22 protein-coding genes are annotated in these 24791 nt (G+C 71.5%); 6 read left to right on the top strand and 16 right to left on the bottom strand.

The genetic code is table 11. From position 1 onward, the window contains the following. Positions 1 to 83: 83 nt before the first annotated feature. Together ABEA93_RS21670 and ABEA93_RS21665 are read left to right on the top strand one after the other, a co-directional pair. Positions 84 to 1001 carry a cyclase family protein gene (locus ABEA93_RS21670; RefSeq protein WP_345677327.1) on the top strand — a complete coding sequence of 306 codons (918 nt, stop codon included), beginning with the start codon at positions 84 to 86 and terminating at the stop codon, positions 999 to 1001. 369 nt (positions 1002 to 1370) lie between these two features. Next, positions 1371 to 1850, top strand: a complete 480-nt coding sequence (locus tag ABEA93_RS21665) for a MarR family winged helix-turn-helix transcriptional regulator (protein ID WP_345677326.1) — start codon at positions 1371 to 1373, stop codon at positions 1848 to 1850. A 72-nt stretch (positions 1851 to 1922) separates the two neighbouring features. Here the strand turns inward: ABEA93_RS21665 and ABEA93_RS21660 are convergent, their stop codons facing one another. Continuing rightward, the gene (locus ABEA93_RS21660) at positions 1923 to 2738 is read right to left on the bottom strand and encodes an SDR family oxidoreductase (protein ID WP_345677325.1); all 816 of its coding nucleotides are present in this window, start codon (positions 2736 to 2738) and stop codon (positions 1923 to 1925) included. Positions 2739 to 2830: 92 nt separating this feature from the next. On the opposite strand from ABEA93_RS21660, the gene ABEA93_RS21655 reads away from it, so the two are divergent. Next, on the top strand, positions 2831 to 3733 hold the full coding sequence (locus tag ABEA93_RS21655) for an enoyl-CoA hydratase/isomerase family protein (protein ID WP_345677324.1): 903 nt from the start codon (positions 2831 to 2833) through the stop codon (positions 3731 to 3733). 49 nt (positions 3734 to 3782) lie between these two features. Continuing rightward, positions 3783 to 4823, top strand: a complete 1041-nt coding sequence (locus ABEA93_RS21650; RefSeq protein WP_345677323.1) for a TIGR03617 family F420-dependent LLM class oxidoreductase — start codon at positions 3783 to 3785, stop codon at positions 4821 to 4823. Between the two features lie 66 nt (positions 4824 to 4889). Here ABEA93_RS21650 and ABEA93_RS21645 read toward each other — a convergent pair whose 3' ends face one another. From ABEA93_RS21645 to ABEA93_RS21600, 10 genes are all read right to left on the bottom strand, one after another. Continuing rightward, positions 4890 to 5090 carry a hypothetical protein gene (locus ABEA93_RS21645; RefSeq protein ID WP_345677322.1) on the bottom strand — a complete coding sequence of 67 codons (201 nt, stop codon included), beginning with the start codon at positions 5088 to 5090 and terminating at the stop codon, positions 4890 to 4892. A gap of 141 nt (positions 5091 to 5231) precedes the next feature. Further along, a complete protein-coding gene (locus ABEA93_RS21640) occupies positions 5232 to 5804 on the bottom strand; it encodes a hypothetical protein (RefSeq protein ID WP_345677321.1) in 573 nt (190 codons plus the stop codon). After that, on the bottom strand, positions 5801 to 7042 hold the full coding sequence (locus ABEA93_RS21635) for a hypothetical protein (protein WP_345677320.1): 1242 nt from the start codon (positions 7040 to 7042) through the stop codon (positions 5801 to 5803). The genes ABEA93_RS21640 and ABEA93_RS21635 overlap by 4 nt, the downstream gene beginning before the upstream one ends. Next, entirely contained in the window at positions 7039 to 7449 is a 411-nt protein-coding gene (locus ABEA93_RS21630) for a hypothetical protein (protein ID WP_345677319.1), read from the bottom strand. The genes ABEA93_RS21635 and ABEA93_RS21630 overlap by 4 nt, the downstream gene beginning before the upstream one ends. A 55-nt stretch (positions 7450 to 7504) precedes the next feature. Further along, complete coding sequence (locus ABEA93_RS21625) at positions 7505 to 10507, bottom strand: GAP1-N2 domain-containing protein (protein ID WP_345677318.1); 3003 nt, start codon at positions 10505 to 10507, stop codon at positions 7505 to 7507. A 154-nt stretch (positions 10508 to 10661) separates the two neighbouring features. Then, the gene (locus ABEA93_RS21620; protein WP_345677317.1) at positions 10662 to 11798 is read right to left on the bottom strand and encodes a hypothetical protein; all 1137 of its coding nucleotides are present in this window, start codon (positions 11796 to 11798) and stop codon (positions 10662 to 10664) included. Positions 11799 to 11802: 4 nt separating this feature from the next. Then, positions 11803 to 14460: a SaeA-related protein gene (locus tag ABEA93_RS21615; protein ID WP_345677316.1), complete on the bottom strand. Its 2658-nt coding sequence runs from the start codon at positions 14458 to 14460 to the stop codon at positions 11803 to 11805. Positions 14461 to 14463: 3 nt separating this feature from the next. Further along, positions 14464 to 15993 carry an Hsp70 family protein gene (locus ABEA93_RS21610; protein WP_345677315.1) on the bottom strand — a complete coding sequence of 510 codons (1530 nt, stop codon included), beginning with the start codon at positions 15991 to 15993 and terminating at the stop codon, positions 14464 to 14466. Continuing rightward, positions 15990 to 16568, bottom strand: a complete 579-nt coding sequence (grpE, locus tag ABEA93_RS21605) for a nucleotide exchange factor GrpE (RefSeq protein ID WP_345677314.1) — start codon at positions 16566 to 16568, stop codon at positions 15990 to 15992. The genes ABEA93_RS21610 and grpE overlap by 4 nt, the downstream gene beginning before the upstream one ends. Before the next feature lie 108 nt (positions 16569 to 16676). After that, positions 16677 to 17474, bottom strand: coding sequence for an SDR family oxidoreductase (locus ABEA93_RS21600; protein WP_345677313.1), 798 nt, complete (start codon positions 17472 to 17474; stop codon positions 16677 to 16679). Between the two features lie 420 nt (positions 17475 to 17894). Between ABEA93_RS21600 and ABEA93_RS21595 the strand changes: the two genes are divergently transcribed. Further along, on the top strand, positions 17895 to 19577 hold the full coding sequence (locus ABEA93_RS21595) for an MFS transporter (RefSeq protein ID WP_345677312.1): 1683 nt from the start codon (positions 17895 to 17897) through the stop codon (positions 19575 to 19577). A 72-nt stretch (positions 19578 to 19649) separates the two neighbouring features. On the opposite strand, the gene cysC is transcribed toward ABEA93_RS21595, so the two are convergent. The 5 genes from cysC to ABEA93_RS21570 form a co-directional block, all read right to left on the bottom strand. Beyond that, positions 19650 to 20240 carry an adenylyl-sulfate kinase gene (gene cysC / locus ABEA93_RS21590; protein WP_345677311.1) on the bottom strand — a complete coding sequence of 197 codons (591 nt, stop codon included), beginning with the start codon at positions 20238 to 20240 and terminating at the stop codon, positions 19650 to 19652. A gap of 106 nt (positions 20241 to 20346) precedes the next feature. Beyond that, positions 20347 to 20958: a Uma2 family endonuclease gene (locus tag ABEA93_RS21585; protein WP_345677310.1), complete on the bottom strand. Its 612-nt coding sequence runs from the start codon at positions 20956 to 20958 to the stop codon at positions 20347 to 20349. A gap of 73 nt (positions 20959 to 21031) precedes the next feature. Further along, positions 21032 to 22501 (bottom strand): MDR family MFS transporter, encoded by a 1470-nt coding sequence (locus ABEA93_RS21580; protein WP_345677309.1) that lies wholly within the window; start codon positions 22499 to 22501, stop codon positions 21032 to 21034. A 203-nt stretch (positions 22502 to 22704) separates the two neighbouring features. Beyond that, entirely contained in the window at positions 22705 to 23019 is a 315-nt protein-coding gene (locus ABEA93_RS21575) for a DUF2470 domain-containing protein (RefSeq protein ID WP_345677308.1), read from the bottom strand. Positions 23020 to 23071: 52 nt separating this feature from the next. Then, a complete protein-coding gene (locus ABEA93_RS21570; RefSeq protein WP_345677307.1) occupies positions 23072 to 23770 on the bottom strand; it encodes a neocarzinostatin apoprotein domain-containing protein in 699 nt (232 codons plus the stop codon). A 259-nt stretch (positions 23771 to 24029) separates the two neighbouring features. Between ABEA93_RS21570 and ABEA93_RS21565 the strand changes: the two genes are divergently transcribed. Beyond that, complete coding sequence (locus ABEA93_RS21565; protein WP_345677306.1) at positions 24030 to 24713, top strand: biliverdin-producing heme oxygenase; 684 nt, start codon at positions 24030 to 24032, stop codon at positions 24711 to 24713. The last annotated feature ends 78 nt before the right edge of the window (positions 24714 to 24791 follow it).

Below are 24791 nucleotides of genomic sequence, written 5' to 3'. Positions count from 1 at the left end.
GCCTGTGCCGAACCGGGTCCGGGGGATCCCGGACCCGGGCCGGGCTGCGCGACGTTCATCCGATCCGGTCAGGGGAGAGCCGCATGGAACAGCAGACGCAGGTCGGCAACTGGGGCCGCTGGGGCGCCGAGGACGAGCGGGGCACACTCAACCTCGTCGACCCGAAGGGTGTCGCGGCGGCCGCGCACGAAGTGCGGACCGGCAAGGCGTACGGGCTGGGTCTGCCGATCCAGCGGGAAGGCGCGCCGATCTTCGAATACCGCGGCGCGCCGCAGCGGCTCACCCTGACCAGCCAGACGGACAACGCGTTCCAGGACTTCCCGGGCGGCTCCGAGGTCGGGGCGAACGAGGACGTCCTGGTGATCGCGTCGCACAGCATCACGCACATGGACGCGCTGTGCCACGTCCAGCACCGCGGGAAGTTCTACAACGGATTCGACGCGAACACCTTCCGCTCGCACACCGGGGCGGAACGCTGCGGAATCGAGAAGCTCGGCGCGTTCGCCCTGCGCGCGGTCCTTCTCGATCTGCCGCGGCTGCGCGGCGTGGAATTCCTGGAACCGGGTTACGTGGTCACGCGCGCGGATCTCGACGAGTGCGTCGCCGCACAAGGCGTGGAGATCCGCTCCGGTGACGCGCTTCTGGTGCGCACGGGGCATCTCGACAATTTCAAGAACGAGACCTCGGCGGGCCGGGAGATTCCGTTCGCGCAGGCCGGTCTCGGCGTGGACGCGGTGTCGTTCGTACGCGAGCACGACATTGCGGCGGTCGGCGCGGACAACAGCGCGATCGAAGTGATCCCGTTCGACAACGAGCAGTTCCTTTCCGTGCACATCGCGCTGCTCGTGGAACTCGGCGTGCCGCTGCTGGAGCACCTGTGGCTCACCGAGCTGGCGGAGGGCATGGCGGCGGCCGGGGCGTGGTCGTGCCTGCTCAGCGTGTCGCCGCTGCCGGTGACCGGGGCCACGGGAAGCCCGATCAACCCGATCGCGATTCTCTGATCCGTTCTCCGGCCGCCGTTCGGCCCGTGCGGAATCGCGCGCCGCGGGGCATTGCCCGGAGGATCGGGCGGTGCCATAGTTCGGAGTCGGCCGCGGACACCGTGCGCGTCCGCGGCAATTCCGGTACGGCGGCTGCCTGTTCGGGCGGTCGGAGAACGAAATCGGGACACCCGGCGGGAATGCCCCCGGGGATGTTCCGCCGCTGACCGGCCGCCTCGGTCCCGTTTCCTCCGTCGGGACCGAGGCGGTCGCCCGGAAGTGATGCCCGCTGCGTGGCCTCGGTGATCCCCGTGATCTCTCCGGATGGTCGGACGAGTCGAAATATCGGTTTATTAAGTTGACGAAGTCAAGTACTGATACGATGGGTCGGTGAACTCCACCGACAACGTCGACGCCATCCAGAGGGCCCTCGAAGCCCTCTTCCGCCGGAACGCCAGCCGCCGGGTGTACGCGCGGCAGGCGGCCGTAGCCGGTGCGACCATTTCGCAACCCGCCTACGTCCTGCTCCGCCGGGTCAAGAAAGCCGGTCCGCTGCCCATGGGCGAGCTGGCCCGGCTGACCAACATGGACCCCGGCGCCACCGCCCGCCAGGTCGGCCAGCTCGAGCGGGAGGGCTACGTCAAGCGCTCGCCGAGCCCGGACGACGGCCGCGTCAGCCTGGTCTCCCTCACCCCGCGCGGCGACGCGGTACGGCGCCGGCTCACCTCGGTCATGGACCAGCACCTCAACGAGATGCTGTCGAAGTGGAGCGAGGAGGACCGCGCCGCGTTCGCGACGCTGCTCGGCCGCTTCGTCGAGGACATGGCGGCCACCGAGCTGCACAGCACGGTCGAGGACGAGACGGCCTGACGGTCTTCGGCACACACGCAGGCTCCGGCACTCTCGCGAGTGCCGGAGCCTCCGTCGTCCGCGCTCCGGCCGTTACGCCAGGCCGGAGAAGTCCACGTTGCCGACGGTCAGGCTCGCGTTGAAGCCGCCGTCGAGGTTGATGTTGACACCGTTGATGAAGCCGGACGCCTCCGCACCCAGGAACGCCAGGCCGAGCGCGACGTCGCGGCCGGTGGCCAGGCGGCCGTTGCCCTGCGAGACGTTCCAGTCGATGACCTTGTCGCTCATCGTCTTGCGGAAGTCCGGCAGCAGCGGCGTGTCGATCGGCGACGGGCAGATGCTGTTGACGCGAAGGCCCTTCGAGGCGGCCGTCTTCGCGTAATGCATCGTGTAGACCTGCACGATCTCCTTGGAGTAGGAGTATGCGTCGACCTCGCGGCCGGCCAGCTCGGCCTGCGCCTCGTCCCAGCCCTCGATCGCGATGAGCGCCTTGATGTCCTCCAGGTGCGGCGCCCAGCCGAACCCGGCGATCGAGGCGGTGTTGACGATCGCGCCGCCCGCACGGAGCGTGCCGTTGTCCACCAGCGCCTCGGTGAGGCGGCGCAGGCCCAGGTAGTTGATGCCGAAGACGACCGGCGCGGGGAGCGTGCCGGCGACACCCGCGTTGTTGAACAGGACGTCGACCGGGCCGTCCGCGGTGATGGCGGCGATCGCGGCGTCCACCGACGCCGGGTCGTTGAGGTCGGTCTGCACGAACTTCTGTGCGGCGCCCGTCGGTTCCTTGATGTCCAGGACCGTGATGTGCGCGGCGCCGAGTTCCGCGAGCAGCTCGACGAGCGCGGCGCCCACGCCCGAGTAGCCGCCGGTGACGACAACGCGCTTGCCTTCGTAGCTGAAGGGGCTGGTCATGAAGGGTTTCTCCTCGGGGCGTGGTGCGGTGCGGCAGGTCAACCTATCGAGATTAACTTGACACGGTCAAGAGTGCTGTTTAGCGTCGGCGGGTGGATACCACTCGTTCTTCCTCCCGGTCTTCCTCCCGGTCCGAGCCCCGTCCGGAAGCCGCCGGGACCGCGCCGGCCGGGCCCGCGGTGCGGCTCGACGTCGACGGCGGGGTCGCCGTGATCACCCTGGACCGCCCCGACCGGCTGAACGTGTTCTCCGGGGGGATGGGGGTACTCCTCGGGGAAGCGTATGCCCGCTGCGACGCCGACGACAGCGTTCGCGCGGTCGTCCTGACCGGTGCCGGGCGCGCGTTCTGCGCCGGGGCGGACCTCACGCCCGACGCGGGCAGCTTCGACGCCCCGCGCGAACCGCGCGAGTTCACCGCCGCGCCGGTCGACCCGCCGGCCTGGCAGGTCCGCAAGCCGGTGATCGCCGCGGTGAACGGCCACGCGATCGGCATCGGGTTCACCCTCGCGATGGAATGCGACATCCGCATCGTCGCGGAGGACGCCAAGCTCGCCATCCCGCAGGTCCGCCGTGGCATGGTGCCCGACGCCCGTTCGCATTGGACGGTCGCCCGCGCCGCGTCGCACGCCGTCGCCGCGGACATCCTGCTGACCGGCCGCACGTTCCGCGGCACCGAAGCGCTCGCCCTCGGCCTGGCGTCCCGCGCGCTGCCCGCCGCCGACGTGCTGCCCGCCGCGCTGGAGACCGCGCGCGACATCGCGGCCAACGTCAACCCGCTGTCCGCGGCGCTGAGCAAGCGCCTGCTGTGGCGCGACCGGGCCGATGCGGAGCGGGTGGAGCGGATGGAGACCGCGTACCACCGGCTGCTGATGGGCACCGCAGACGCGAAGGAGGGGCCGCGCGCGTGGATGGAGCGGCGGACCCCGGAGTGGTCGTCGCGGGTCGCGGCGGACTGGCCGCGGGTGGGCGAGATCGAAGAGCGGTACGGGGTCTAGACGTGTTCGGTCATTGGTACATCGGCACCCTCCGGAAGGAACTCGACACGTGACACTCCCTCCCCTCGACGTCATGTCCGCGGGCCGCGGCCTGCGCGAGATGTCGGACACCGCGGCGGCCGCGGAAGGCGCCGGGTTCGACGGCCTGTGGCTGACCGAGGGCGGCCGGACGTCGTTCGGCGCCGCCACCGCCGCCGCGCTCGCCACCTCGACCATGACCGTCGGCACCGGCATCACCGTCGCGTTCGCCCGCAGCCCGATGATCACCGCCGCGGCCGCCCGCGAACTCCAGGACGCCACCGGCGGCCGGTTCGTCCTCGGCCTCGGCACCCAGGTCCGCGCCCACGTCGAACGCCGCTACTCCGCCGACTTCGACCGCCCCGGACCGCGGCTGCGCGAGTACGTCGACGCCGTCCGCGCCATCTGGCGCTCCTTCCGCGGCGAGGAACGACTCCGCCACCAGGGAGAGTTCTACAAGTTCACGCTCATGACGCCGGAATGGTCGCCGGGCCCGTCGGAGTTCCCCGACCCGCCGATCTACCTCGCGGGCGTCAACCCGTGGATGCTCCGCATGATCGGCGAGGTCGCCGACGGCCTCCACGTCCACCCGCTGCACTCGCCGCGCTACCTCGACGAGGTCGTGCGCCCCGAGATCGCCGCCGGCGCGGCCCGCGCCGACCGCGACCCGTCCGCGATCGCCCTGGTCGTCCCGGTCATGACCGCGACCGGCGACACCGACGAGCAACTCGCCGCGGCCCGTGACAAGCTGCGCATGCGGCTCGCCTTCTACGGCTCGACCCCCGGGTACGCGAAGGTCTTCGAGACGCACGGCTGGGACGACCTCCAGCCGCGCCTGAACCGCCTGTTCGCCGCGAAGGACACCGCGGGCATGGCCGCCGCCATCACCGACGACGTCCTCGACGCGCTGACGGTGAGCGCTCCCTGGGAATCCCTCGCCGCGGCCCTCGCCGACCGCTACCGCGACCGCGCCGACCGCCTGATCTGCTACTCCGCGGTCAGCACCTGGACCGACCCGGAAAACGTCGCCCGCTGGAGCACCGTCGTCGCGGACTGGCGCAAGCTCGGCTGATCTTCGCTGCGCGCCGCCGCTCGGTCGGGACCCGGTGTCCCGGCCGGGCGTCGGCCGCGCCCCGGGTCAGACCAGCGGAATCAACTGCTCCGGCCGCACCGTGACCATTACCTGCCGGGTGCCGCCCATCAATCCCGGCACGGTGAACGCCACCGACACTCCGCGGAACCCGACATCCGTCACCACACCTTCCGCGTTCAACGGAACGTATGGTTTGCTCCAACTCTCGATCTCGGTACTGGCGATCACCACATCGCCGATCTTCATGCCGCACTCCTCGACGCCGAGGCGAAAACGAGTCCCCCAGTGAACTCCCGGCGCACGGGGAGCGCGAACGAATATGGCGTTTACACCCGATCGAGTGACGTCAGGGTGTAGGGCGGCGCGCCGCGGCCGTGATCCGCGGGCCTAGCCGTTGAAGGCTTCGAGCCACACGGCGCAGACACCGGTCGGCAGGGTCTGCACCATGGCGGCGGTGGTCCAGTAGCGCGTGTCGTTGAGGGCCGCCGTAGGGCCGTCCTCGGGGCGCCAGCCCACGCGCTTGGCGAATTCCCTGGCCCGGTTCTCAAGGCCGTTCACGGTGACCGGGACGGTGAGGCCCGCTGCTTGTGTCATGGCCGGAACGGCGCTGCACGGCATTGTGTAGAAGAGGCTGAGGCTGGTTCCCATCATGTTGCCGCCCGCGGAAAAACGAACGTCGGCAGCTTCTTTCGGCAGCGTGGTTCCGGTGTACTTCAGTGCGTCCCCGAGAGGCATATCGCCGCTCCCGGGGAGGGCGCGGGGATCTCTGTCCGGGCGGTCCCAGGGGTGTTCGAAATACAGGTACAGCGCCCCGAGCACCAGCATGCCGACGACCAGGGTGCCGGCCAGGAACGCACCGGCCAGAAAAAGGAATCGGCGCACGCCCGCCGTCTCGGCAAGGTCTCCTGCCGTCTTTGCGTCCGAGGGTGCTCCGGACTCCTGAGGACCGGGGTCGTTCACGACGGGCTCGGCATCGCATAGAAGGTCGTGCTGCCCACGATGTCGAAGTCATGGGCCAGGCCGGTCTCGTTGAGGCGCGCCAAGTCGTTCTGCGGGACGCCTTCGATGTCCTTTCGCGGCGCGCCGCCCTCCGGGTTCCCCCAGTTGTACCGCTTGTAGATATCGACCCGGACCTGCCCGACCGGATGCCCGTCGACCATCGTGAAGTCGGTTCCCACGATCCGATACTGGTAGCCATTCATGGTGTAATAGAAGTCTTGCAACTCCTTGGAAGACCCCCCCTTTTGCATGTCGTCGTAAATGTTGCCGGGCTGCCAGCCGGTATCGAAATTCCCTTGAGGGCCTTTCGACTTGATGGTCTCATTCAGTAGCTGTTGGAACGCGGGGTCCGCGTTCACCAGCTCCCTGGCGTCGAACTGGACGTCCCGGCCGTTGCCTTCCAGCCAGTTCTTCATATAGGAAGCCGCCCGGTCGTTCCCGAAGTAGGCGTCCTGGCCGGCCACCATGAACTGGGCGGCCAACCGGGTCGCCTGGTCTTTCGCGGTGGGGTCCGTCACGTTGAACTCGCGCTTGGGGCCCATGTCCTCGGCCTGGGGTGGCGGCTTGGTGAAGTAGGCCGGAATGATGCCGGAGCCTCCGGGAGCCATCGTGTCGCGGGAAGGTATGTGGTCGGCGAAGCCGCGGATCTGACCGCCGAACGCCTTGGCGGATTCGTCGTGCTGCTTCTTCAGGTCCTTTGCGGCGGCCAGAATACCGTCGAGTTGGTCCTCGGCCCGGTCCGCCGCCTGCTTCGCGGCGTCGTAGCGCGCGAAGAAGGACTTCCGTTCCTGATCCGAACCGCTGAAGATCACCGTGGCGTCGATGCTCAGGTCGGGGTTGTCCTTGGCTCGCCCCACCGCCGCGCGGGCCTCCACGGCCTGGGCTTCCAGGCCCGCCCGTGAACGCTGGTAGTCGGCCAGGAGGAACGACCATTCCCCCAGCGTGCGTTCGACCCCGGACACGGCGTCGTGCATGATCCACACGTCCGGGTAGATGTGCTGGACCGCGTCGTGGCACGAACCCCCGGCCGGGCCGGTCCACGCCCCCGGATCCCGCAGCGCCTTCTCCAGCTCCGCGCGTGCGTTGCCGAGTTGCCCGGAGGCCTCGCGTACCTTGGCGGCCAGTTGGTCGATCGACGGCACCAGACCCGGCGCCGGATCGAAACGCAGGCCGGGGAACTCCTTCTCCGCGGAGCTCACCCGAGCACCTCGCGTATCGAACCGTCCGCCGGGGTTGCGAGCGGGGTGCCCGACGGCGGCGAGCCCGATCCGGCGGGGTCGAGGGCGGAGCGGATCGGAGAGTCCGTCGCGGTGGGGGTGATCCGGGACAGGGATGTGGTCAACGCCTGCTCGGTTGCCGCGTAGGCGGTCTTGGAGTCGGCGACGGCCTTGCCGAACTCGCCTATCCGGTCCTGGAAATCCCCGACGCGGTCGTCCCACTTGCCCTTGAAGTGGTCGCACGCCTTGTCCAAGTCCTTGTGGCCGGTCCGGATCGGTCCGGTCTCGTGCAGTGCGTCGAGCGCCGCGTCCGTGGCCCGGGCCGCGCCGTCGAATGCGGCCGTCAGCCGGTCCAGCCACGCGAAATCGACCGTGAAATCGCCTGCCATCACGCCCCCGTTCGTGCAGAAGCGTTCACTGTAGCCCGGCCGGTTGGCTGCGTGCTCAGGCCGGCGGGTCCTGCTTGCCCTTGCGTTTCGGCCAGAGCTTGGGCTTGGCGGACTTGTCGGTGGCGGGGGTGTCCGATTCGGGGGCGGCGGGGGTGTCCGGCGGGGGCGCGGGGGGAGGAGGCGTCTGGCGCTTTCGGGGTTCGTACAGGCGGGTGAGGATCTCCTCGGCGGCTTGGGCGTGCGGATAGGGGGCGTGTGCCTGCCAGTGGCGGGCGGCGGCGGTGGCCTCCCGGGTCTGGCGGGCCGAGCGGCCGAATTTGGCGATGCACTGGGCCACGTCGTTGACGGCGAGGGTGAGTTCGGCGCAGACCTCGGCCACCCGGCGGCCGCCGGGCGGCGCAGGGTCGGTCTCGCTTCGGGTCAACACCCAATGGGCCAGGGCCACTTGGTCCTGATCTCCGGGGTGTTCCAGGCGCAGGGCGCGGTAGACGAGGTCGAGGAGGACGGGGACCGCCGCGGCGTCGGCGGCCGTGGCATCGACCGCGGCGAAGACCTCGCGCGCCGGGCTGCCGCCGCGCCAGACCGTCTCAAGGCCGTCCGCCACGCGGCGGCGCGCCACACCGTGGTCGCCGAGCCAGACCAGCCAGATGGTGGCGAGGCGCCGCATGTCGGTGTCGCGGTGCGGGCGGGAGAAGATCTCGCAGGTGAGGTCCGGGACGTCGCGCCAGAGCTGGAGCTTCTCGCTGGTGAGGAAGCGGGCCAGCAGGCGTGCGGTCGGGGTGTCGACGTCGTGCAGGGCGCGGCGTTCGCCGTGTGCCGTGCGCGCCTCGTCACCGAGCACGTCGACGAAGCCGCGCAGCAGGGCTTCTTCGGCGTCCGTGTGCGCACGGCCGTCCCGGGGGAGCAGGGTGCGCAGCGCGCCGCCGACGCGTTCCGGGTACGCGCGGCCGCAGCGGTCGGCGGCTTCGCGCAGGGCGACGGGGTCGAGCCAGAGCGGGCGGGCTCCGATGGTGGCATCGGCGGGGTACGCGCTTGCGTCACCGCCCGAGCCGCCCCGCACACCACCGCGAACACCACCGCTCAGCCCGTCGGACGCACGACCCCCCGCACCACCACCTGCACCACCGGCCGAACGATGTCCCGCGCTACCGGCAGCACCACCGCCCGCCCCACCGACCGCATGAGCGGGATCACCGGCCCCGCCCGAGTGGTCGAAGGGGTCGGAAGCGCCGGTCGCTCCGGTGTCCACGCCGCTGTCGGACCCGTGGGTAGTGCCCGATCCATGCGAGTCACCCGACCCGTGGGTTCCCCGGTTGCCGCTTGCGCCGGCCCCTCCGCGCGCGCCGTCGGCGTCGCCCGTGCCGCGTGCGGCGTCGGTCGTGCCACCCGACGCGTGACGGCCGTAGGCGCTTCCGGTGCCGCCTCCGCCATGTCGGCCGTGCCCAAAGCCCGTTCCCCGGACACCACTTCCGTCCCCCAGCCCCGGTAGTCCGCCGGCTGCAGCCGCCGCACCGGAGCCGTGCCGGTCATGCGCACCGCCTGCCGGCCCGCGAGCCCCGCCGCCGACCCCGACCGAGCCCCCGCCGGCACCGGCCGCCCGCGCGCCTCCGGCCGGCCGGGAACCGCCGGATGTTCGCGTGGTGCCGCCCCCGTCATTGCCCCCCGAAACCTGCCGGACCAGCCCCACCAAGTCTTCCGGCGTCGTCGCCCCATCGTGCAGCAGCCGCTTCAGCTGCCGGGCCACCGCGAGCGCGGCGCGGGCGTCCGCGGCGTACGCGCCCACACCCGCCAGTTCGACGATCGCGCGGGCCAACGAGGCGGGCAGCGGATCGAGTTCGACGAGTCGGCCGAGGATCTCCGGGTCGAGTGACGGGCCCGCTTGGCCGAGCCACCGGGCCGCGGCACCGGCCGTCGCGGCAGGGACCGGCTGCCCGGCGAGCAGCGTGGCGACGGCGAGGGGCGGCGACCACTCCGGGTCGTGGGTGCCGGACGGGACGTGCCAGGTCGTCAGCAGGTCGACCACGGCGAAGTCGCGGCGCGCCCACGCGTCCGCGACCGCGGCGGCGTACCGGCCGATCCCGTGCGGCGCCAGGATCGCCGACGCCGCGCGGAGCCCCGCGTCCCCCGGCCGCCCCGCCGCCGCGCCGGCCGACTCCGCGCGCCGCGTGCGCTCGTCGGGACTCGCCCACGCATCGCGCCCGGACCACCCGTCCTGCCCGGACATCCCGTCGTGCCCCGACCATCTGTCGGAACCCGGCCACCCCCCGGAACCCGACAGCCCCGCCGGCTCGCCCCACTCCGCGGCTCCGGGTCGCTCCCCGCCGCCCGCCGGCCTTGCCGGCGCGTCCAAGTCCAGCACCGGAATGTCCGGCCCGCCGAGATCCCGCACCTCCGGCACCGTGGCCGCGACATGGACCCCGGCCGATGCCGGCCGTGCCGCGTACGTGGTGAACGTCAACGCCCCGGCGAGCGACTCGGGCAGCGAGAACGACAGCGCGGCCAGCCAGACCACGGCCAGTTCCGTCGACTGCGACACCAGCACAAGCGGCCGGACGAGCGCGTCCGGCTGCCGGAGCACCGCGACCGCGTACTCGACACAAGCCGCCAACGTGTCCCGCGCCGCCGTCCCCCCGTCGGCCACCAGCCGCGCGACGTCCTCGGTCCGGGGCCCGGACCCCGGCTCCAAGCGGCCGACTTCGGCCAGCGCACCGTCGCCGGGCCGGTCCCGCCACAGCGGGGACGCCCACAACTCGATCGGCCGCAGCCCGCCGAGTTCGGCCTCACCCGCCTGCACCACGTGGCCGAACAGATTGCCCGGCCGGCCGGTGTGGTCGAGTCCGAGGTTGACGCACCGGACGAGGCAGCCGTCCCGATACCCGAACGCCACCGGGCCGCCGGGTTCGGCAGCCGCCGCGCGGGTCGGCGTCTCGTACGCGCAGAGGCGCTCCATCCGGCGGAGCGTCTCCGCGTCCAGCGACGGGGACGCGGCCACGGTACGGAAGCCGCCCGGCCGCCCCGGGCGGGGCGCCGCGTTGGTGAAGTGCAGTTGCCCGGCCATCGTTCAGCCTTCCCGGAAGCCGACTTCCGCCGGCAGTTGCAGCAGGGTCTTCGACGCGGTACGGGTTGATGCGCTCGCGGTGGATTCAAGTGGGATGCCGGTCCAATCGGCTCGGGTCCGGCTGGTGAGGAGCCCGAGCCCGACCGTGCCCGGCTCACCCCTCCAAGAACCCCGCCTTAGCCAACAACCACAGCAACGGATCCTCCACCCGGTACGGATGGATCCGCTCCGGATGCCACTCGCCCCGCTTGAGGTCGTTCCCGAGCGCCGAGACGCCGAACAGCTGGTAGTCGCGGTAGGCGTGTTCGATGATCCGCTCGGTCTGCCGCGCTTCCCATTCGCGCAGCCGGGCACGGAGTTCCTGGTGCACGGCGGCCCGGTCGTTCGCCTGGTAGCCCACCGGCGGCCGCGGGCGGCGCAGCATCGAGCCGCGGTCGACGCGGGCGAGGTCGATCTTGGTGAGGACGAGTCCGGCGTCGACGTCGATCTTGTCGTCCCGGCGGCGGCGCGGCCCGCGCAGGAACCGGGTGACCTGCTCGACGACTTCGGCGGAGGTCGTGGCCGCCGAGTCGAGGGACCCGTCCGCGGCGGACCGCGCGCCCGGGATCGCCGCCGTGTCGACCATGAACAGCACGGCGTCCGCCGCGGCCAGGTGCCCCAGCTCGTTCTGGCTGAAGTAGTCCAGGTGGTGCCGGGTCGCGTCGAAGTCCTCGCCTTCGGCGTCGAACAGCACCACGGTGAGCGCCTTCGCGCGCCCCCTGGCGTAGAACCGCCTGCCCGGCTGCGGGGTGCGTTCCAGCCGGATCACGATCTGCATGTGGGTGCCGCCGCCGCGCCGGGTGGCGGCGAGCGGTTCGCCGTCGCCGATGTGGAAGGTCTCCTTGAGCGCGGCGCGGGTGTAGTCGTCGGCGGCGGTCATCGCATAGCCGCATTCGTCGGCGAGCACCCCGTCCAAGCGGCGGAACAGCGCGGCCAGGTAGGTGGTCTTTCCCGAGTTCCGCGGCCCGGCGAGCGCGATGAGCAGCATCGGCGTCTCCAGGTGCCGGTCCGGGAGGTAGCGGTGGCACCGTCCGCATCGCGGCCGGGCCGCCTCCACCCCGCACGTCGGACAGGGGGCGTGGGCGCGGCCGAGCGGCGACGCGAACAGCCCGGCGTCCTGGTGCCGCCCGCCGTCGCAGGAGAAGCGGAGTCCCGCCATGGCGAACGTGGCGAAGCAGTACGGGCACCGGTACGGCCGCTGCCTCGTCACCGGATCCCCCGGGGCACCGAACGGGTTGATCGTCTCCGGCATCCGCTCACTTCCTTCCGCGCAACAGATCGCCGACCGGCGGGTCGACCAACAGCAGGTCCTTGTCCGGCGTCAGGCACAGCACCCAGAACGGCCGGGGCAGATCCGGCGCCGGCACGTCGAACAGCACGACCGGGTCGCCGCCCACCAGCAGCCCCCGGCACCGCGCCAGCACGCGGGTGCCCTCCACCCGCAGCGGCCGCACGTCCCCGGGCGCGGCGACCAGCAGCAACTGGTCGACCCAGACCGGCTTGCCGTGCGGGCTGAGCACCGACACCACGACCCGGCGCTTCCCGGGCATGCCGCGCCAGACGACCGCGTACCGCAGCACCCGCGGCTCCGGTACGTGCACCCGCACCGGCGCGCCCATGACCCGCCGCCCGCCGTACTCGGCGGCCGGCCGCGCCTGGATCGTGGTGCCCGCGTCCGGGCCGACGGGGAGCCGGATGCCGTCCGACCGCTGCCACGCGGCCTGGTCGACGATCCGCGTCAGCGGGTTCCCGTCGGCGTCCTGCCAGACGATCTCCACATCCGACGCGTCCTGCGGCCACCCGAACCGCACCACCAGTTCCGGGCCCCGGTGCTGCGCGGTGACCCGGCCGAGCACCGGCATGGGCAGCCACGGCGCGTGCCCGCCGATCACGCACCGCGCCCCGGCGACGGTGGCGGCGAGGACCGCGCACGCGCCCTCGGGGTGGCGGAACCGCAGGCCGCCGTCGACGGCCTGGGTGTCGAGCCGGACGGCGCGGGCCGCCACGGCGTCCAGATCCAGTTCGTCGCCCGGCTGCCACGGCGGTGCGGCGGGCACCCGGAACAGCGCCACGACGCCTTCCGGCGGCGCCGCGAACCGGGCCACCACCCAGCCCGGGTCGAACGGATCGGCGGCGACGGCCAGATCGCGCACCGGCGCCAGCGGCAGGTGCGGCACGACGGTGCGCACCACGCCCGTGCCGTCCACCGTACGTCCGAAGGCGTCGCGGAACCGTGCACCGATCCGGTAGTGGTACGTCGTGCCGTTGTCCACCGCGGCGTCGACGAAGCCCGACGGGCCCGCCGGGACCGGGGTGCCGTCGTCCGGGTTCCGCGGCGGCCGGTCGGTGCGCCGCACGACCCACGCGCCGACCGCGTCCTGCGGCAGTTGCCAGCCCGCGGAGACGCGGGCCGCGCCGGCCGTGACGTCGAGTCCCCGGAGTTCGGGGCAGAGCAGCACGGTCGGGGCGGCGCACGGCTCGGACGCCGCGTCGCCGCGCATCGCGACCACGGAGTAGGCGAGGAGAGCCACCGGCGGCGCGGAGGTGTCCGTCCAGTTGTCGTGCGCGGTGCCCATCCGCGTTCCGTTGTCCGGCCGCGGATGCGCGCCGGAGACCACGCTGCGGAAGACGACGTGTTCGGTGTCGGCCGCGGGGCTCGGCTGCCAGTGCAGGCGCACCCGGCCCGCCTCCGGGTCCGGTTCGCACACCAGGCAGGTGGGCGGCGGCACCGGGAGCCGGGCCTGGGCCTCCAGGCATTCGGTGAGGCCGTTGTCCAAGGCGTAGGCGCGTTCGTAGAGTTCCCACGCGTCCGGGCTGCCCGCTTCGTCTGCCTCACGGGCCTTGGCCAGCCGCTTGCGGGCCTTCTTCGTCCGGGCCCGGGCCTCGGCCAGCAGCGCCGCCACATCGCCGTCGGCGTCCGCGCCGGGCACCGACTCGGCCAGGTCGACGGCTTCTCCCGGCCGTCCGGCGTCGAGCAACGTGCGGATCCGTGCCGGGAGTTCCGGTACCTGTTCGTGGACGACGGCGAAGGCGGCCCGCCGCGCGTCCGTGTGGTGCAGGCGCAGCGTGTCGGCGGCGAATCCGCGCAGCGCGCCCGGGCTCAGACCGCGGCGGACCTGGCCGCGCAGTTCGGCCGCCACGTCGTACAGCATCAGCGCGTCCAGCGCGTTCGGCCCCCGCGCGGCGACCAGCGTCTCCAGCAGTGCCACCACCGAGTCGGCGGCCTTGGTGTCCTGGCCGCGGGCGCGTTTCCGCCACCGCGCCCGCGCGTCCGCGAGCATCCCGGGGGTCAGCGGGGTGCGGTCCTCGCCCGCGAAGATCCGGTAGGCGTTCGTGTCCGGCAGCAGGAAGGCGCCCAGATGCGGGCAGTCCAGGACGGCGAGTTCCTTGCGGTAGCGGGAGTAGGCGTCGGTCGGCGGCCGCGTCGGCAGCCGGTCCGGCTCGGTGACCAGGATCGACGCGGCCCGCGCCGCCGCCGCGACCTCCACCGGGTCGACCTGGTGGGTCGCCGCGAGGCGCTCCAAGTCCTCCGGCGCGATCGCGCTCAACCCCGCCGCGCGCTCGGCGAGGCTCTCCTTGATGCGCCGCATCGCCGTGCCGTGCTCGGCCTTCTCCGCGGACAGCGCGGCCCGCAGCGGTGCCAGGTCGCCGCGCGCCGCGGCCGTGAACACCGGGTTGAGACGGCTGTCCTCGGCGAGGAACCGGCGCAGCACGTCGCGGTACTTGCTGAGGTTGACGTTGCGCAGCCAGATCTGCACGGCGGCCGCGCGGGCCGCGGTGACCGCGTCCGGGGTCAGTGCTTCCGGCAGCCGGTAGCGCGCGGCGAGGCCGACGTCCGGGCGGCGCCCCCCGTCGCGCAGCGCCGCGTCGACGACCTCGGCCAGGTAGCGGCGGTCGTCCGCGGACGTCGCCACCCGTCACTCCACTTCGTGGTCGAAGGTCAGCTCCCGTCCGGTGCGCGTCTCGACCGCGCGGACCGTGAGGACCCCGTCGGGGCCTATGCCGAAGCTGATGCGCAGCGGCCAGCCGGCCGGGCGCGGCTCGGAGAACACCAGCGTGCGGTCCACGACGGCACGGCAGTCCTCGAGGTCGGCGGACAGGTCCTTGCTGGCCTGCTCGTAGACGCGCACGTCGACGCCGGGCTGCTCGTCGGAGACGGTCGCGTAGTCGTGCTCCTCGGCGAACGGCAGCGCCTCGCCCGCGGTGATGAGGTGGTCGAACCGGAGCTTGTCGCGGCGGCCGCCGAGATAGCAGGCGACGCCGTAGGCGCGGGTGGTCGTGCGGACGACCTTGGCGATCATGATCCGCTCGACCTCGTCGCGGGTCAGGTCGGTCGCCCGCGCGAGTTCCGCGGCGCCGCCCGCGTTGCCCGACGCGTCGAGCCGCCGCAGTTCCTCTTCCAAGGCGAACCGGGCCGCGCCGAACGCGACGGCGAGATCCGGCTTGTAGTGCCGGGCGTCCAGGCCGAGGTCGGCGGCGAGCCGCGCGGCCACCGCGGGCATGCGGGTCGACCCGCCCACCAGCAGCACGTCGTCGACCCTGTCGACGCCGCGGCTGCGGGCCTGGTCGAGGGTCTCGCGGACCAGGTCGACGGTCTGCCGCAGCAGGTCCTCGGTGATGCTCTCGAATTCGTCGCGGGTCAGTTCGACGGTGGTCGTGCGGCCGTCGTGGCGCACCCGGACGGTGTGCGCGACCTTGTCGGACAGCTTGCGCTTGGCCTCCTCGGCGTCCCGCCGCATCTCGGCCTCGGTCTCCGGATCGTCGAACGGATCGGACACGTCCGGGTGTTCGCTGCGGAACCGGTCGCCGAGCAGCTCCACGATCCGCCGGTCCCAGTCGGCGCCCCCGAGTTCGTGGTCGCCGTCGGTGTAGACCTCCTGGAAGCCTTCGGGTCCCATGCGCAGCACGGTGGCGTCGAACGTGCCGCCGCCCAGGTCGTACACGAGGACGGTGCGCTGTCCTTCGGTGTGCACGCCGAACGCGAAGGCGGCCGCAAGGGGCTCGTTGAGGATGTCGATGACGTCGAGCCCGGCCAGCCGCCCGGCCTCGCGGGTGGCTTCGCGTTCCTGCGTACCGAAATACGCGGGCACGGTGATGACGGCCTTCTCCACCTCGTGCCCGCCCTCGCGGCGGGCGTCGTCGACGAGCTTGCGCAGGATCAGCGCGGAGATCGACGCGGGGGAGTGCACCACGCCGTCGAAGTCGTAGGGGACGTCCAGGCCCATCTGCCGCTTGATCAGCGTGACGACCTTGTCCGGCTCGACGATCGCGCTCTCCTGCGCGGTGCGCCCGACGATGGGCTGCCGGCCGGGGCCGCCGAAGTACACCGCGGACGGCGTGGTGTCCTCGCCCTCGCTGTTGCGCAGGGCGACCGGCTGGCCGTTGGCGTCGATCATGGCGAGGACCGAGTAGGTGGTCCCCAGGTCGATCCCGTAGACGGGACTCATGGCGTGTCCTCTCGGGGAGCCGGGGCAGGCGGCGGTTCGGGTGTCTCCGGGGGGACGCGGGCCACCACCACGTCGGCCTTCTTGAGCACCCGTCCGTTTCCGGCCACCGCGAACCCGCCCGCGCGGACCTCGGCGAGGGTGTCGTGGGCGTCCGGGTCGGCGGTGTCGGCGACCGCCGCGGGCTGGTGCCGGGCGGAGTCGAAGGAGTCGCCGGGTGCGGCGTGGACCGCCTCGACGCCGACGCGCTCCAGGATGTCCACGGTGTCGTCGGCGAACCCGGCGAGCAGGTCGGCGGTGCCGGCGTCGCCGCGGGCCGCGGCCTGCCGGGCCTGGCGGCGGAGCTGGTCGTGGTGCCGGATCAGTGCGGTGCGCGCGGCCGAAAAGAAAGCGTCGGCTTCGCCTCGGCGCAGGACCTGGTTCTCGTCGTGCAGCCGCTCGACGGCCCGCCGGTGCTTGTCGGCCGTCCGGGCCGCGGCTTCGACCGCGCCGCGTAACGCGGCGAGTTCGTGCCGTAGCGCGGCGCCGTCGAGGTCGCCCGGCGGGCGCCCTTCGCCGTCGTCGTTTCCCCCGTCCATGGCGTTCCCCTCAGACCGGCCGAGCCGTGCCGTGCGAGTGATCCGCGAACCGGACTCAGCGTAGCGCCAAGTGGCAGGGAGCGATCAGGAATTGGTGGATCTTCGGGGTCAGCCGCGACCTGCGGCCGGATCCCGGAAACCCTCCGGCGGACGCACTCCGCCGGCCGGTCCGGGCACCCCGCGGAACGCATACGGAACGGGTTCGCGCCCCGCCTGCACCACCCACGCGCACCCGGTCTCCTCGGACGCCACACAGCCCAGCACCGCGGCCGCCACGTCGTCCGCGCGCAGCAGCGGCATCCCGGCGGCTTCGAGGACGGCCTTGGCGCCGCCCAGGAGCGGCGTATCGGTCAGTCCCGGGCACACCGCATGAATCGTGATGCCCTGAGCGGCCAGATCGGGCGCGAGAGCCCGCACAAGGCCGATCACCGCGTGCTTGGTCGCCGTGTAGATCGGATCGCGGGGGAGGGGCAGCAAACCGGCCAGCGACGACGTCGCCACCAGACGGCCGCCGCCGCGCCGCGCGAGCGCGGGGAGGAGCGCGCGGGCGCCGAACACCACGCCGTCGACGTTGATCGCCATGATCCGGCGGTACGCCTCGTCGGTCAGGTCCGCGATTCCGGCGCCGCCGGTGTCGACGCCCGCATTCAGGAATCCGATGTCGATCCCGCCGTGCGACGCCTCGACCATGGCAACGGCACGTGTCCAGGCGTCGGAGGACGTCACGTCCAGTTCCACGTAGTCCGCGCCGAGTTCCCCGGCTGCCCGCCGGCCCGCCGCGGCATCGCGGTCGGCGACCACGACCCGCGCGCCCGCGCCCGCAAGGGCCCGGCAGGCGGCGTAGCCGATGCCCGAGGCGCCCCCGGTGACCAGGGCGACCTTGCCGTCGATGGGGTACGGCGCCACGGTGTCTCCTCGCGTCCGGCGCGTCGGCCAACCAGGGATTGTGCTCTATGACCGGCATCACGTCCAGACCTTGACTTACGGCCCTTGCGAGTGGTGCGCTTTCATCTGACGGTACGTCAGCTAGTGGCCGCGGTCACAAGATGAGACGCATCGACAAAGAGTCGCCTGTTGTGTCTTCACAGCGCCGTCACAACATGCTAAACACTGTCAATCACTCGGATCGGATCCCCGCAACCAGGGGTTCGGTTGGCAGCTCCCGGAGCGCTGAACCGGCCGTCCGTCCACTCACGTACGTCAAAAGCGGACACGTGCGCCTTCGCAGCGAAGCGATGGTGACACGTGTCACGTGCACGCCTGGCTTCACACAGTAGGCACACAGCTCCATGTACAGCACTTTGCACAGAGAACGGACAGGCCCTCATGTCTGAGACCGCAGCAAATCCGGCAGGACCTCCACGTCAGGTCTCGGACGACGACACCGGACGCCTCGACGGCGTCTCCAAGGGCCGTCTCTTCGCGATTCTCGCGATCATCGTCATGTTCTCCGAGGTCGTCCCTCTCCAATACGCGATGATCTCCGCGGCGGTTCCCAAGATCGCCCCCTCGTTCCCGTCCGCGGGTGAAGGCATCTCGTGGATGATCGTCATCCTCGGCCTCACCGGCGGCGCCGTGAGCCCGCTCATCGGCAAGCTGTCCGACCTGTACGGGAAGAAGCGCATGCTGCTGGCGTGCAGCGTCGCCTTCCTCGCCGGCACGGTGCTGTGTGCCACCACCAGCACGTGGTCGCTGTTCCTGGTCGGCCGCGCCCTGCAGGCCGTCGCGTTCGGCATGACGGCCATCGTCTACGGCCTCATCCGCGACCTCATGCCGCGCAAGTTCGTGCCGGTCGCCATCGGCGTCTCGGCCACCGGCCTCGGCCTGTCGGCCGCGCTCGCGCCGGTCCTCGGCGGCGTGCTCACCGACCACTACTCGTGGCGGTCGCTGTTCTGGTTCCTCGCGATCTTCATGCTGGTGGCCATCCCGCTGCTGATCGCGTTCGTGCCGGAGACGAAGCTCCGCGTGCAGCAGAAGCTCGACTACGTCGGCGCCGTCGTCCTCGGCATCGGCCTGGCGATGATCCTGCTCTACATCAGCCAGGGCGAGAACTGGGGCTGGGGCAAGCCCACCGCGTGGGGCTACGCGGTCGGCGGCGTCGCGGTGCTCGGCGTGTGGGTGCTGTGGGAGAAGCGCCAGAGCGACCCGCTGATCGACCTCAAGCTGCTCACCGCGCCCAAGGTCGCGGCGGTCCTCGCCATCGCCTTCCTGGCGAACATGATCATCGGCATCCAGAACTACCTGACGTCGTACATGGCGCAGACGCCGAAGGCCGGAGACCTGCACAACCAGGTCATGTCCGGGGCCGCGGCCGCGCAGGGTGTGCCGCCGGAGCAGATCCCGGCCGCGCTCCCGTCGATGGCGGCGATGTTCCACTGGAACGACTCGCTCGACTACGCGCTCGGCTTCTCGATGCTGGCGATGGCGCTGCACCTGGCCCTCTGGCAGTCCATCGGCAGCATGGTCTCCGGCCCGCTCGCGGGCGCCTGGGGCCAGAAGTCCGGGCTGCGCCGGCCGATGATGGCGGGCATGAGCCTGCTGGCGCTCGGCATGGTCATGTACGTCTTCCTGCACAACAACTGGCAGGTCATGCTGATCTGCGGCATCGTCTACGGCCTCGGCTTCGGCATGTACTACGCGGCCGCGCCGAACCTCATGATCGAAGCGGTTCCGCAGGAGCAGCAGGGCATCGCGTCCAGCATGCTGGTCGTCGCCCAGTCGTTCGGCGCCTCGGTCGGCGTCGCGTTCCTGTCGCCGATCTTCACCCGCAACGAGTTCGAGTTCTCGGTCCTGAACCCGGCGACCGGCACGACCATCACCAACCCGATTCCGCAGGTCTACACCGAGAACGCCTACGTGCAGGGCTTCTGGCTCGCCCTCGTCGCGGGCCTCATCGGCCTGGCGATCGCGATCGTCATGAAGCACGGCCGCACCAAGGCCACCGGCGGTATCGGCCACCTGGACGACGCGCCGAGCGGCGAGGCGACGAAGGAAGCCGTCTCCGCCTGACGCACCGCTGACAAGAAGGCGCCCCCGGTAGGGAACTCCCGGGGGCGCCTTCGTTGTTCGGTGTTTGTGGTGTCAGCCGGCCAGCACGCGGTCCAGCTCGGCGATCAGCAACGCCGCCTGCGCCTCGGGGCCGCCGTGGTCGGGGGTGAGCCGGACCTCGGGGGACAGCGGGGCCTCGTAGGGGGCGTCGATGCCGGTGAAGTCGCGGATCTCGCCGGCCCGGGCCTTGGCGTACAGGCCCTTCGGGTCGCGGCGTTCGCATTCCTCGATCGGGGTGTCGACGAAGCACTCCAGGAACGGCAGGCCGTCCTTCGCGTGCAGCTCGCGCGCCCGGTCGCGGTCGGCGCGGTAGGGGCTGATCACGGGGACCAGCACGACCACGCCGGCGTCCGCGAACAGCCGTGCGACCTCGCTCACCCGCCGGATGTTCTCGGTGCGGTCGGCTTCGCCGAAGCCGAGGTCGGCGTTGATCCCGTGCCGCAGGTTGTCGCCGTCCAACCGGTACGCGGTGATCCCGCGCTCCACCAGCAGCCGCTCCGCGACCACCGACACCGTGGACTTGCCGGACCCGGACAGCCCGGTGAACCAGACCGTGGCACCCCGCGCGGGGCGCTCGCCGCGCTCCACCCCGCCGTGCCAGACAACGTTCGTACTACCGGTCATGACGCTCCGTCCCACATAAGCCGCCTCCGAAGCGGGACGTTACCGGCAACGGGCTGTGCACCGGTCGGCCGGATCCGCAAAGCGATCAACGGCACATGGTGCGTGCTTACAGGAGGTTCTTCATGAACTCGGTGTCGATGGTGCAGGAGAAGGGGGAGGGTAGCCAGACCGCTTCGCCGATCTCGTATTCGGTCGGTTCGGGGTAGACCCTCTCCGTGGGTTGTGAGAACAGCAGGACGCGGGCCTTGGCGCGGTCGACGACCAAGTACAGCGGGACTCCGGCCGCGGCATACGCCCCAGGCTTTCCAGGGTCCCCAATGCCGAGATCCGTTCTCCGCGTCGCAGGAGATGTCACTTCCACGAACAGCAGGACTCCGGACACGTCCTGGACGTAGCCGTTTGCCTCGTCGGCCAGGCGCGTGTAGTCGATGACAAAAAGGTCAGGGATCTTGCGCTGCCCCCCGACGATGAACCCGGCGTCGTTGCTGACGTCGAGTTCGCCGGAAGGGAACCGGCTGACCGCCTCCAGAAGTTGTCGGCGCAGACCGTTGATCACGCGACCATGCGCTGCGTCGGCGGGGCTTTTGGCCACGATGCCGGTCGGCGTCGACTCGAATCGCACATCGTCGGTCAGTTCGGGGTGCTCGTCCAGATGCCGGAGGATACGGGCGAACATCTCGGTCTTGTAGACGTCGGAGCCGGGCACATGGGTCGACATGATCACAGACTAGGAGTTTCCAGCCGTGAATCGCGGGCGTCCGCGACCTTGCGGGCTTCTCTCCACGCCATGGTCAGACCGCGACCGCGTCCTCCACCGCCTCCGGCTTCTCCTCCACCGGGACGACCTTGCGCATGGTCGCCTCGGCGTCCTTGTCGCGGATGGTCAGGGCGGCGAGGGCGCCGAGCAGGGCGATGCCCGCGGCGGTCCAGAAGGCCGCGCGGTAGGCGTCCATGTTGGGGACCGGGGCGCCGCCGTGGCCCGCGGTGACGAGGCCGACGCCCGCCATCACGGTGGACAGGACGGCCACGCCGAGCGCCGAGCCGATCTGGCGCTGGGTGCTGAACAGCGTGGACGCGCTGCCGCTGTCCTGCGGGAGCGTCTTGGCGAACGCGGCGGCCTGCATCGGGATCATGTTGAAGGCCAGCGCGATGCCGGTGAAGAAGAGGATGCCGACGAAGACCACCGGCGAGGTGTCCGCGGTGACCCGGGTCAGCATGACCGCGGCGGCCGCGATGCCGACCAGGCCGGCCGCCATCAGGCGGCGCGGGCCGACCTTCGGGTAGATCCGCGACACGACCTGCGACGTGATCATCACGCCGAGCGCCTCGGGGAAGGTCAGCAGGCCGGTCTTGAGCGCCGACCATCCGAACGCGTTCTGGCACATCAGCGGGTACACGAAGAGCAGGCCGAGGAACCCGGCGGCGGCGAGCAGCGACACGATGTTGGTGCTGACGAACAGCCGGTCGGAGAACAGCCGCAGGTTGAGGATCGGCTGCGCGGACCGCAGCCCGTGCCACACCATCGCGACCAGCAGGACCACGCCGCCGATCCCGGCGCCGAGGATGCCGAGCGTGCCCCAGCCCTTGTCCGAGCCCTCGCTGAGCGCGTACATGAGGAGCGCAAGGCCCGCGCCGGACAGCACGAACCCGGCGATGTCGAAGCGTCCGGCGGCCGGCTCGCGGTGGTCCTTCAGGAACAGCGCGCCGAACACCAGCGCGACCGCACCGACCGGCAGGTTGATGAAGAACACCCAGTGCCACGACACCTTGTCGACGAGCAGTCCGCCGAGCACCGGCCCGAGCGCGGGCGCGATGGCCGTCGGGATCATGAGCACGCGGGACGCCCGGACGCGCTCCTCGGGCGGGAACACCCGGAACATCATCGCCATGCCGACCGGGGTGAGCATGCCGCCGCCGACGCCCTGGAGGATGCGGAACAGCACCAGCTGGTCGAGGTTCTGCGCGAGCCCGCACAGCGCCGACGCGCCGGTGAAGATGGCCAGCGCGAGCAGGAAGATCCGCTTCGTGCCGAAGCGGTCGCCGAGCCAGCCGGACGCGGGGATGAACACCGCGAGGCTGACCAGGTAGCCGACCGAGACGGTGCCCAGCTGCGACGCGGCGACGCCGAAGTCCTTGCCGATCGCGGGCAGCGCGACGTTGATGATCGTGATGTCGAGAATGTTGACGAACATCGCGGCGACGAACACGACGCCGACCACGATCTTCTGGTCGAACTTGGGCAATCGACTGGCTATGGCCATGAGGGAGCGGCTCCAGGGGTTCGTGCGGGACGTACGGCGGCGGAGGCGCACGAACCGAATCCCGGGTGCGTACCTGCGCGTCGGTCCGCAACGCCGCGGGCCCTGCGGGAAATTCCCGCAGGGCCCGGTCGACCGGTGGATGTGCGCCGGGTCACGCATGCGCCGCGCGATCCGGACAGCCGCGGACGCGGCCCGGACACGTCCTAGTGCTCGCCCTCCTGGCGCGGCTCCACACCGAGCTTGGCGCACGCCTCCTGGTAGAGCCGGACGACCTCGACGCGCACTTCGCGGCGCTCGGTGAGCGGCTTCGACCAGGGCACCCGCACCTCGGCCTCGGCGCCGCCGACGGCCGCGGCGAAGTCCGCGCCGTCGCCGTCCAGGCCGGTCATCCGCGCCGACGCGGCATCGTCCGGGCCGCCGAAGGCGCGCACGATGAGCAGGTTGTCCTCGGGGTGGTCGACGTTCATGTGCGTGCAGATCGCCGTGACGACGTCGGGCGGGAAGGGGGTCGCGGTCAAGGTCGCCTCCGGGGGCCTGGCAAGACGGGCAGGGACGGTCGGGATCTCTGGTTCAGCTCGCGCTGCGGCGGCGGAAGAAGAACACCCCGGCGCCGCCGGCGACCACGACCACACCCGCCACCACGCCGATGATCAGCCCGGTGTTCGAGTCGGAGTCGTCGTCGGACGACGCGGCGGCGTTGTCGGCCGGAGCCGACGCGGCCCCGGAGGGAGCGGCGGCCGCCGGGGCGCTCGCGGCGCCGGCCGGTGCGCCGGCACCCGGCGCGCCCGCGTTCTCCTGCGGCTTGCTCGGCAGCGTCGGCGCGACACCGCCGGTGAAGCCGATCGCCGCCAAGGCCTCCTGGGTGCGGTCCTTGCCGTTGCCCATCCGGCTGGTCTGCACGGCGCACGGCGTGGCGGTGCAGTCGGTCTGGCCGAACTTGGCCACCAGCTTCACGTCCGCGACGAAGCCGCCGCCCGCGTCGACGGTGGCCATCTTGTAGTTGGCCATGTCACACGCCTTGCCTGCCGGCTGCGCCGGGTCGCACACCGCGACGAACACCTGGATGCCCGGCGCGAAGCCCTTGCCGGTCACCGTCACGTTCTCGCCGGCGGGGTCCAGGCCGGTCGACTTGGACACCGTGAGCGCGGCGCCTTCCGCGTGCGCGGGGGCCGCGCCCAGCACGAGGGCGGCGGCGAGGCACGCCACCGCGAAGGACAAGAAGGCGAAGATCCCCGCGGCGCCGCGGCGCGCGGACAGGATTGTGGTCACGGTGCTAACTCCCAGGTCAACGGCCTGTACTCCGGCGTACGTTCGTTGCAGAGGTTAGGCTACCCTCATCTCCATGGCGAGCTTCCCCGGGGGCCTCGTGCGAGGTCTCCCGGTGCCCCAGGATGCACTGCCGACATCATTCCGACAAGATGTCGGCAAGTTCTTGACGGCACCGTATGGACCCGAACAGACTGCGGAGCGGCAGCTTGTCGCACCGAGGCTGTTTCGCGCCTTTTGTGCCGTTCCAAGGGGACTCACCATGACCACGACCGAAACCACCGAGCAGACCGCCGAGACGTTCTCCGCGGCCATTCGCAGGCGTTCCTGGGCGGGCCATCAAAGCGCCGAGGGCGAGGGCTTCCTCGAGGTCCTGATGAAGGGTCAGCTGACGCGCGACGGCTACACGGCCATGGTCGCGCAGCACTACTGGGCCTACGAGGTCCTGGAAGAGGCCGCCGCGGTCATGCGCGGCAACGCGGTCGCCGCGCCGTTCTGCCCGCCGGTGCTGGACCGCATGGCGGCGCTGGACGCCGACATGGCCCACCTGGCCGGCGACGGCTGGCGGGAGAAGTTCCCGGCGAGCGCGTCCACGGAGCGCTACATCGCCCGCATACGGGAGACGTGCTTCGAATGGCCCGGCGGCTTCGTCGCGCACCACTACACGCGCTACCTCGGCGACATGTCGGGCGGCCAGCACATCGCCAAGCTGATGCGCCGGCACTTCGGCCTGGAAGGCAGCCAGGGCACCGCGTTCTACGACTTCGAGGCGGTCGGCGACCTCGACGCCTTCAAGAACGACTACCGCGCCGCGCTCGACAGCGCGCCGTGGGACGACGACGAAAAGGAACGGATCATCCAGGAAGTGCTGTACGCCTACGAGGTCAACGGCGCCGTGCTGCGCGACCTGGGCGACGAAATGGAACAGTGGCGCAAGACGGGCTGACCCCCGTCGTCCGCGCGCACTGGCCGTGGGGTGGGATACCGGAGTAGACCGGTACCCCGCCCCACACGGTGACCGGGC

It is taken from the genome of Yinghuangia aomiensis (assembly GCF_039542225.1).
Taxonomy (GTDB): Bacteria; Actinomycetota; Actinomycetes; order Streptomycetales; family Streptomycetaceae; genus Yinghuangia; species Yinghuangia aomiensis.
The sequence above is the reverse complement of the archived record's forward strand: the minus strand, read 5'-3'. Positions and strand labels throughout refer to the sequence as shown.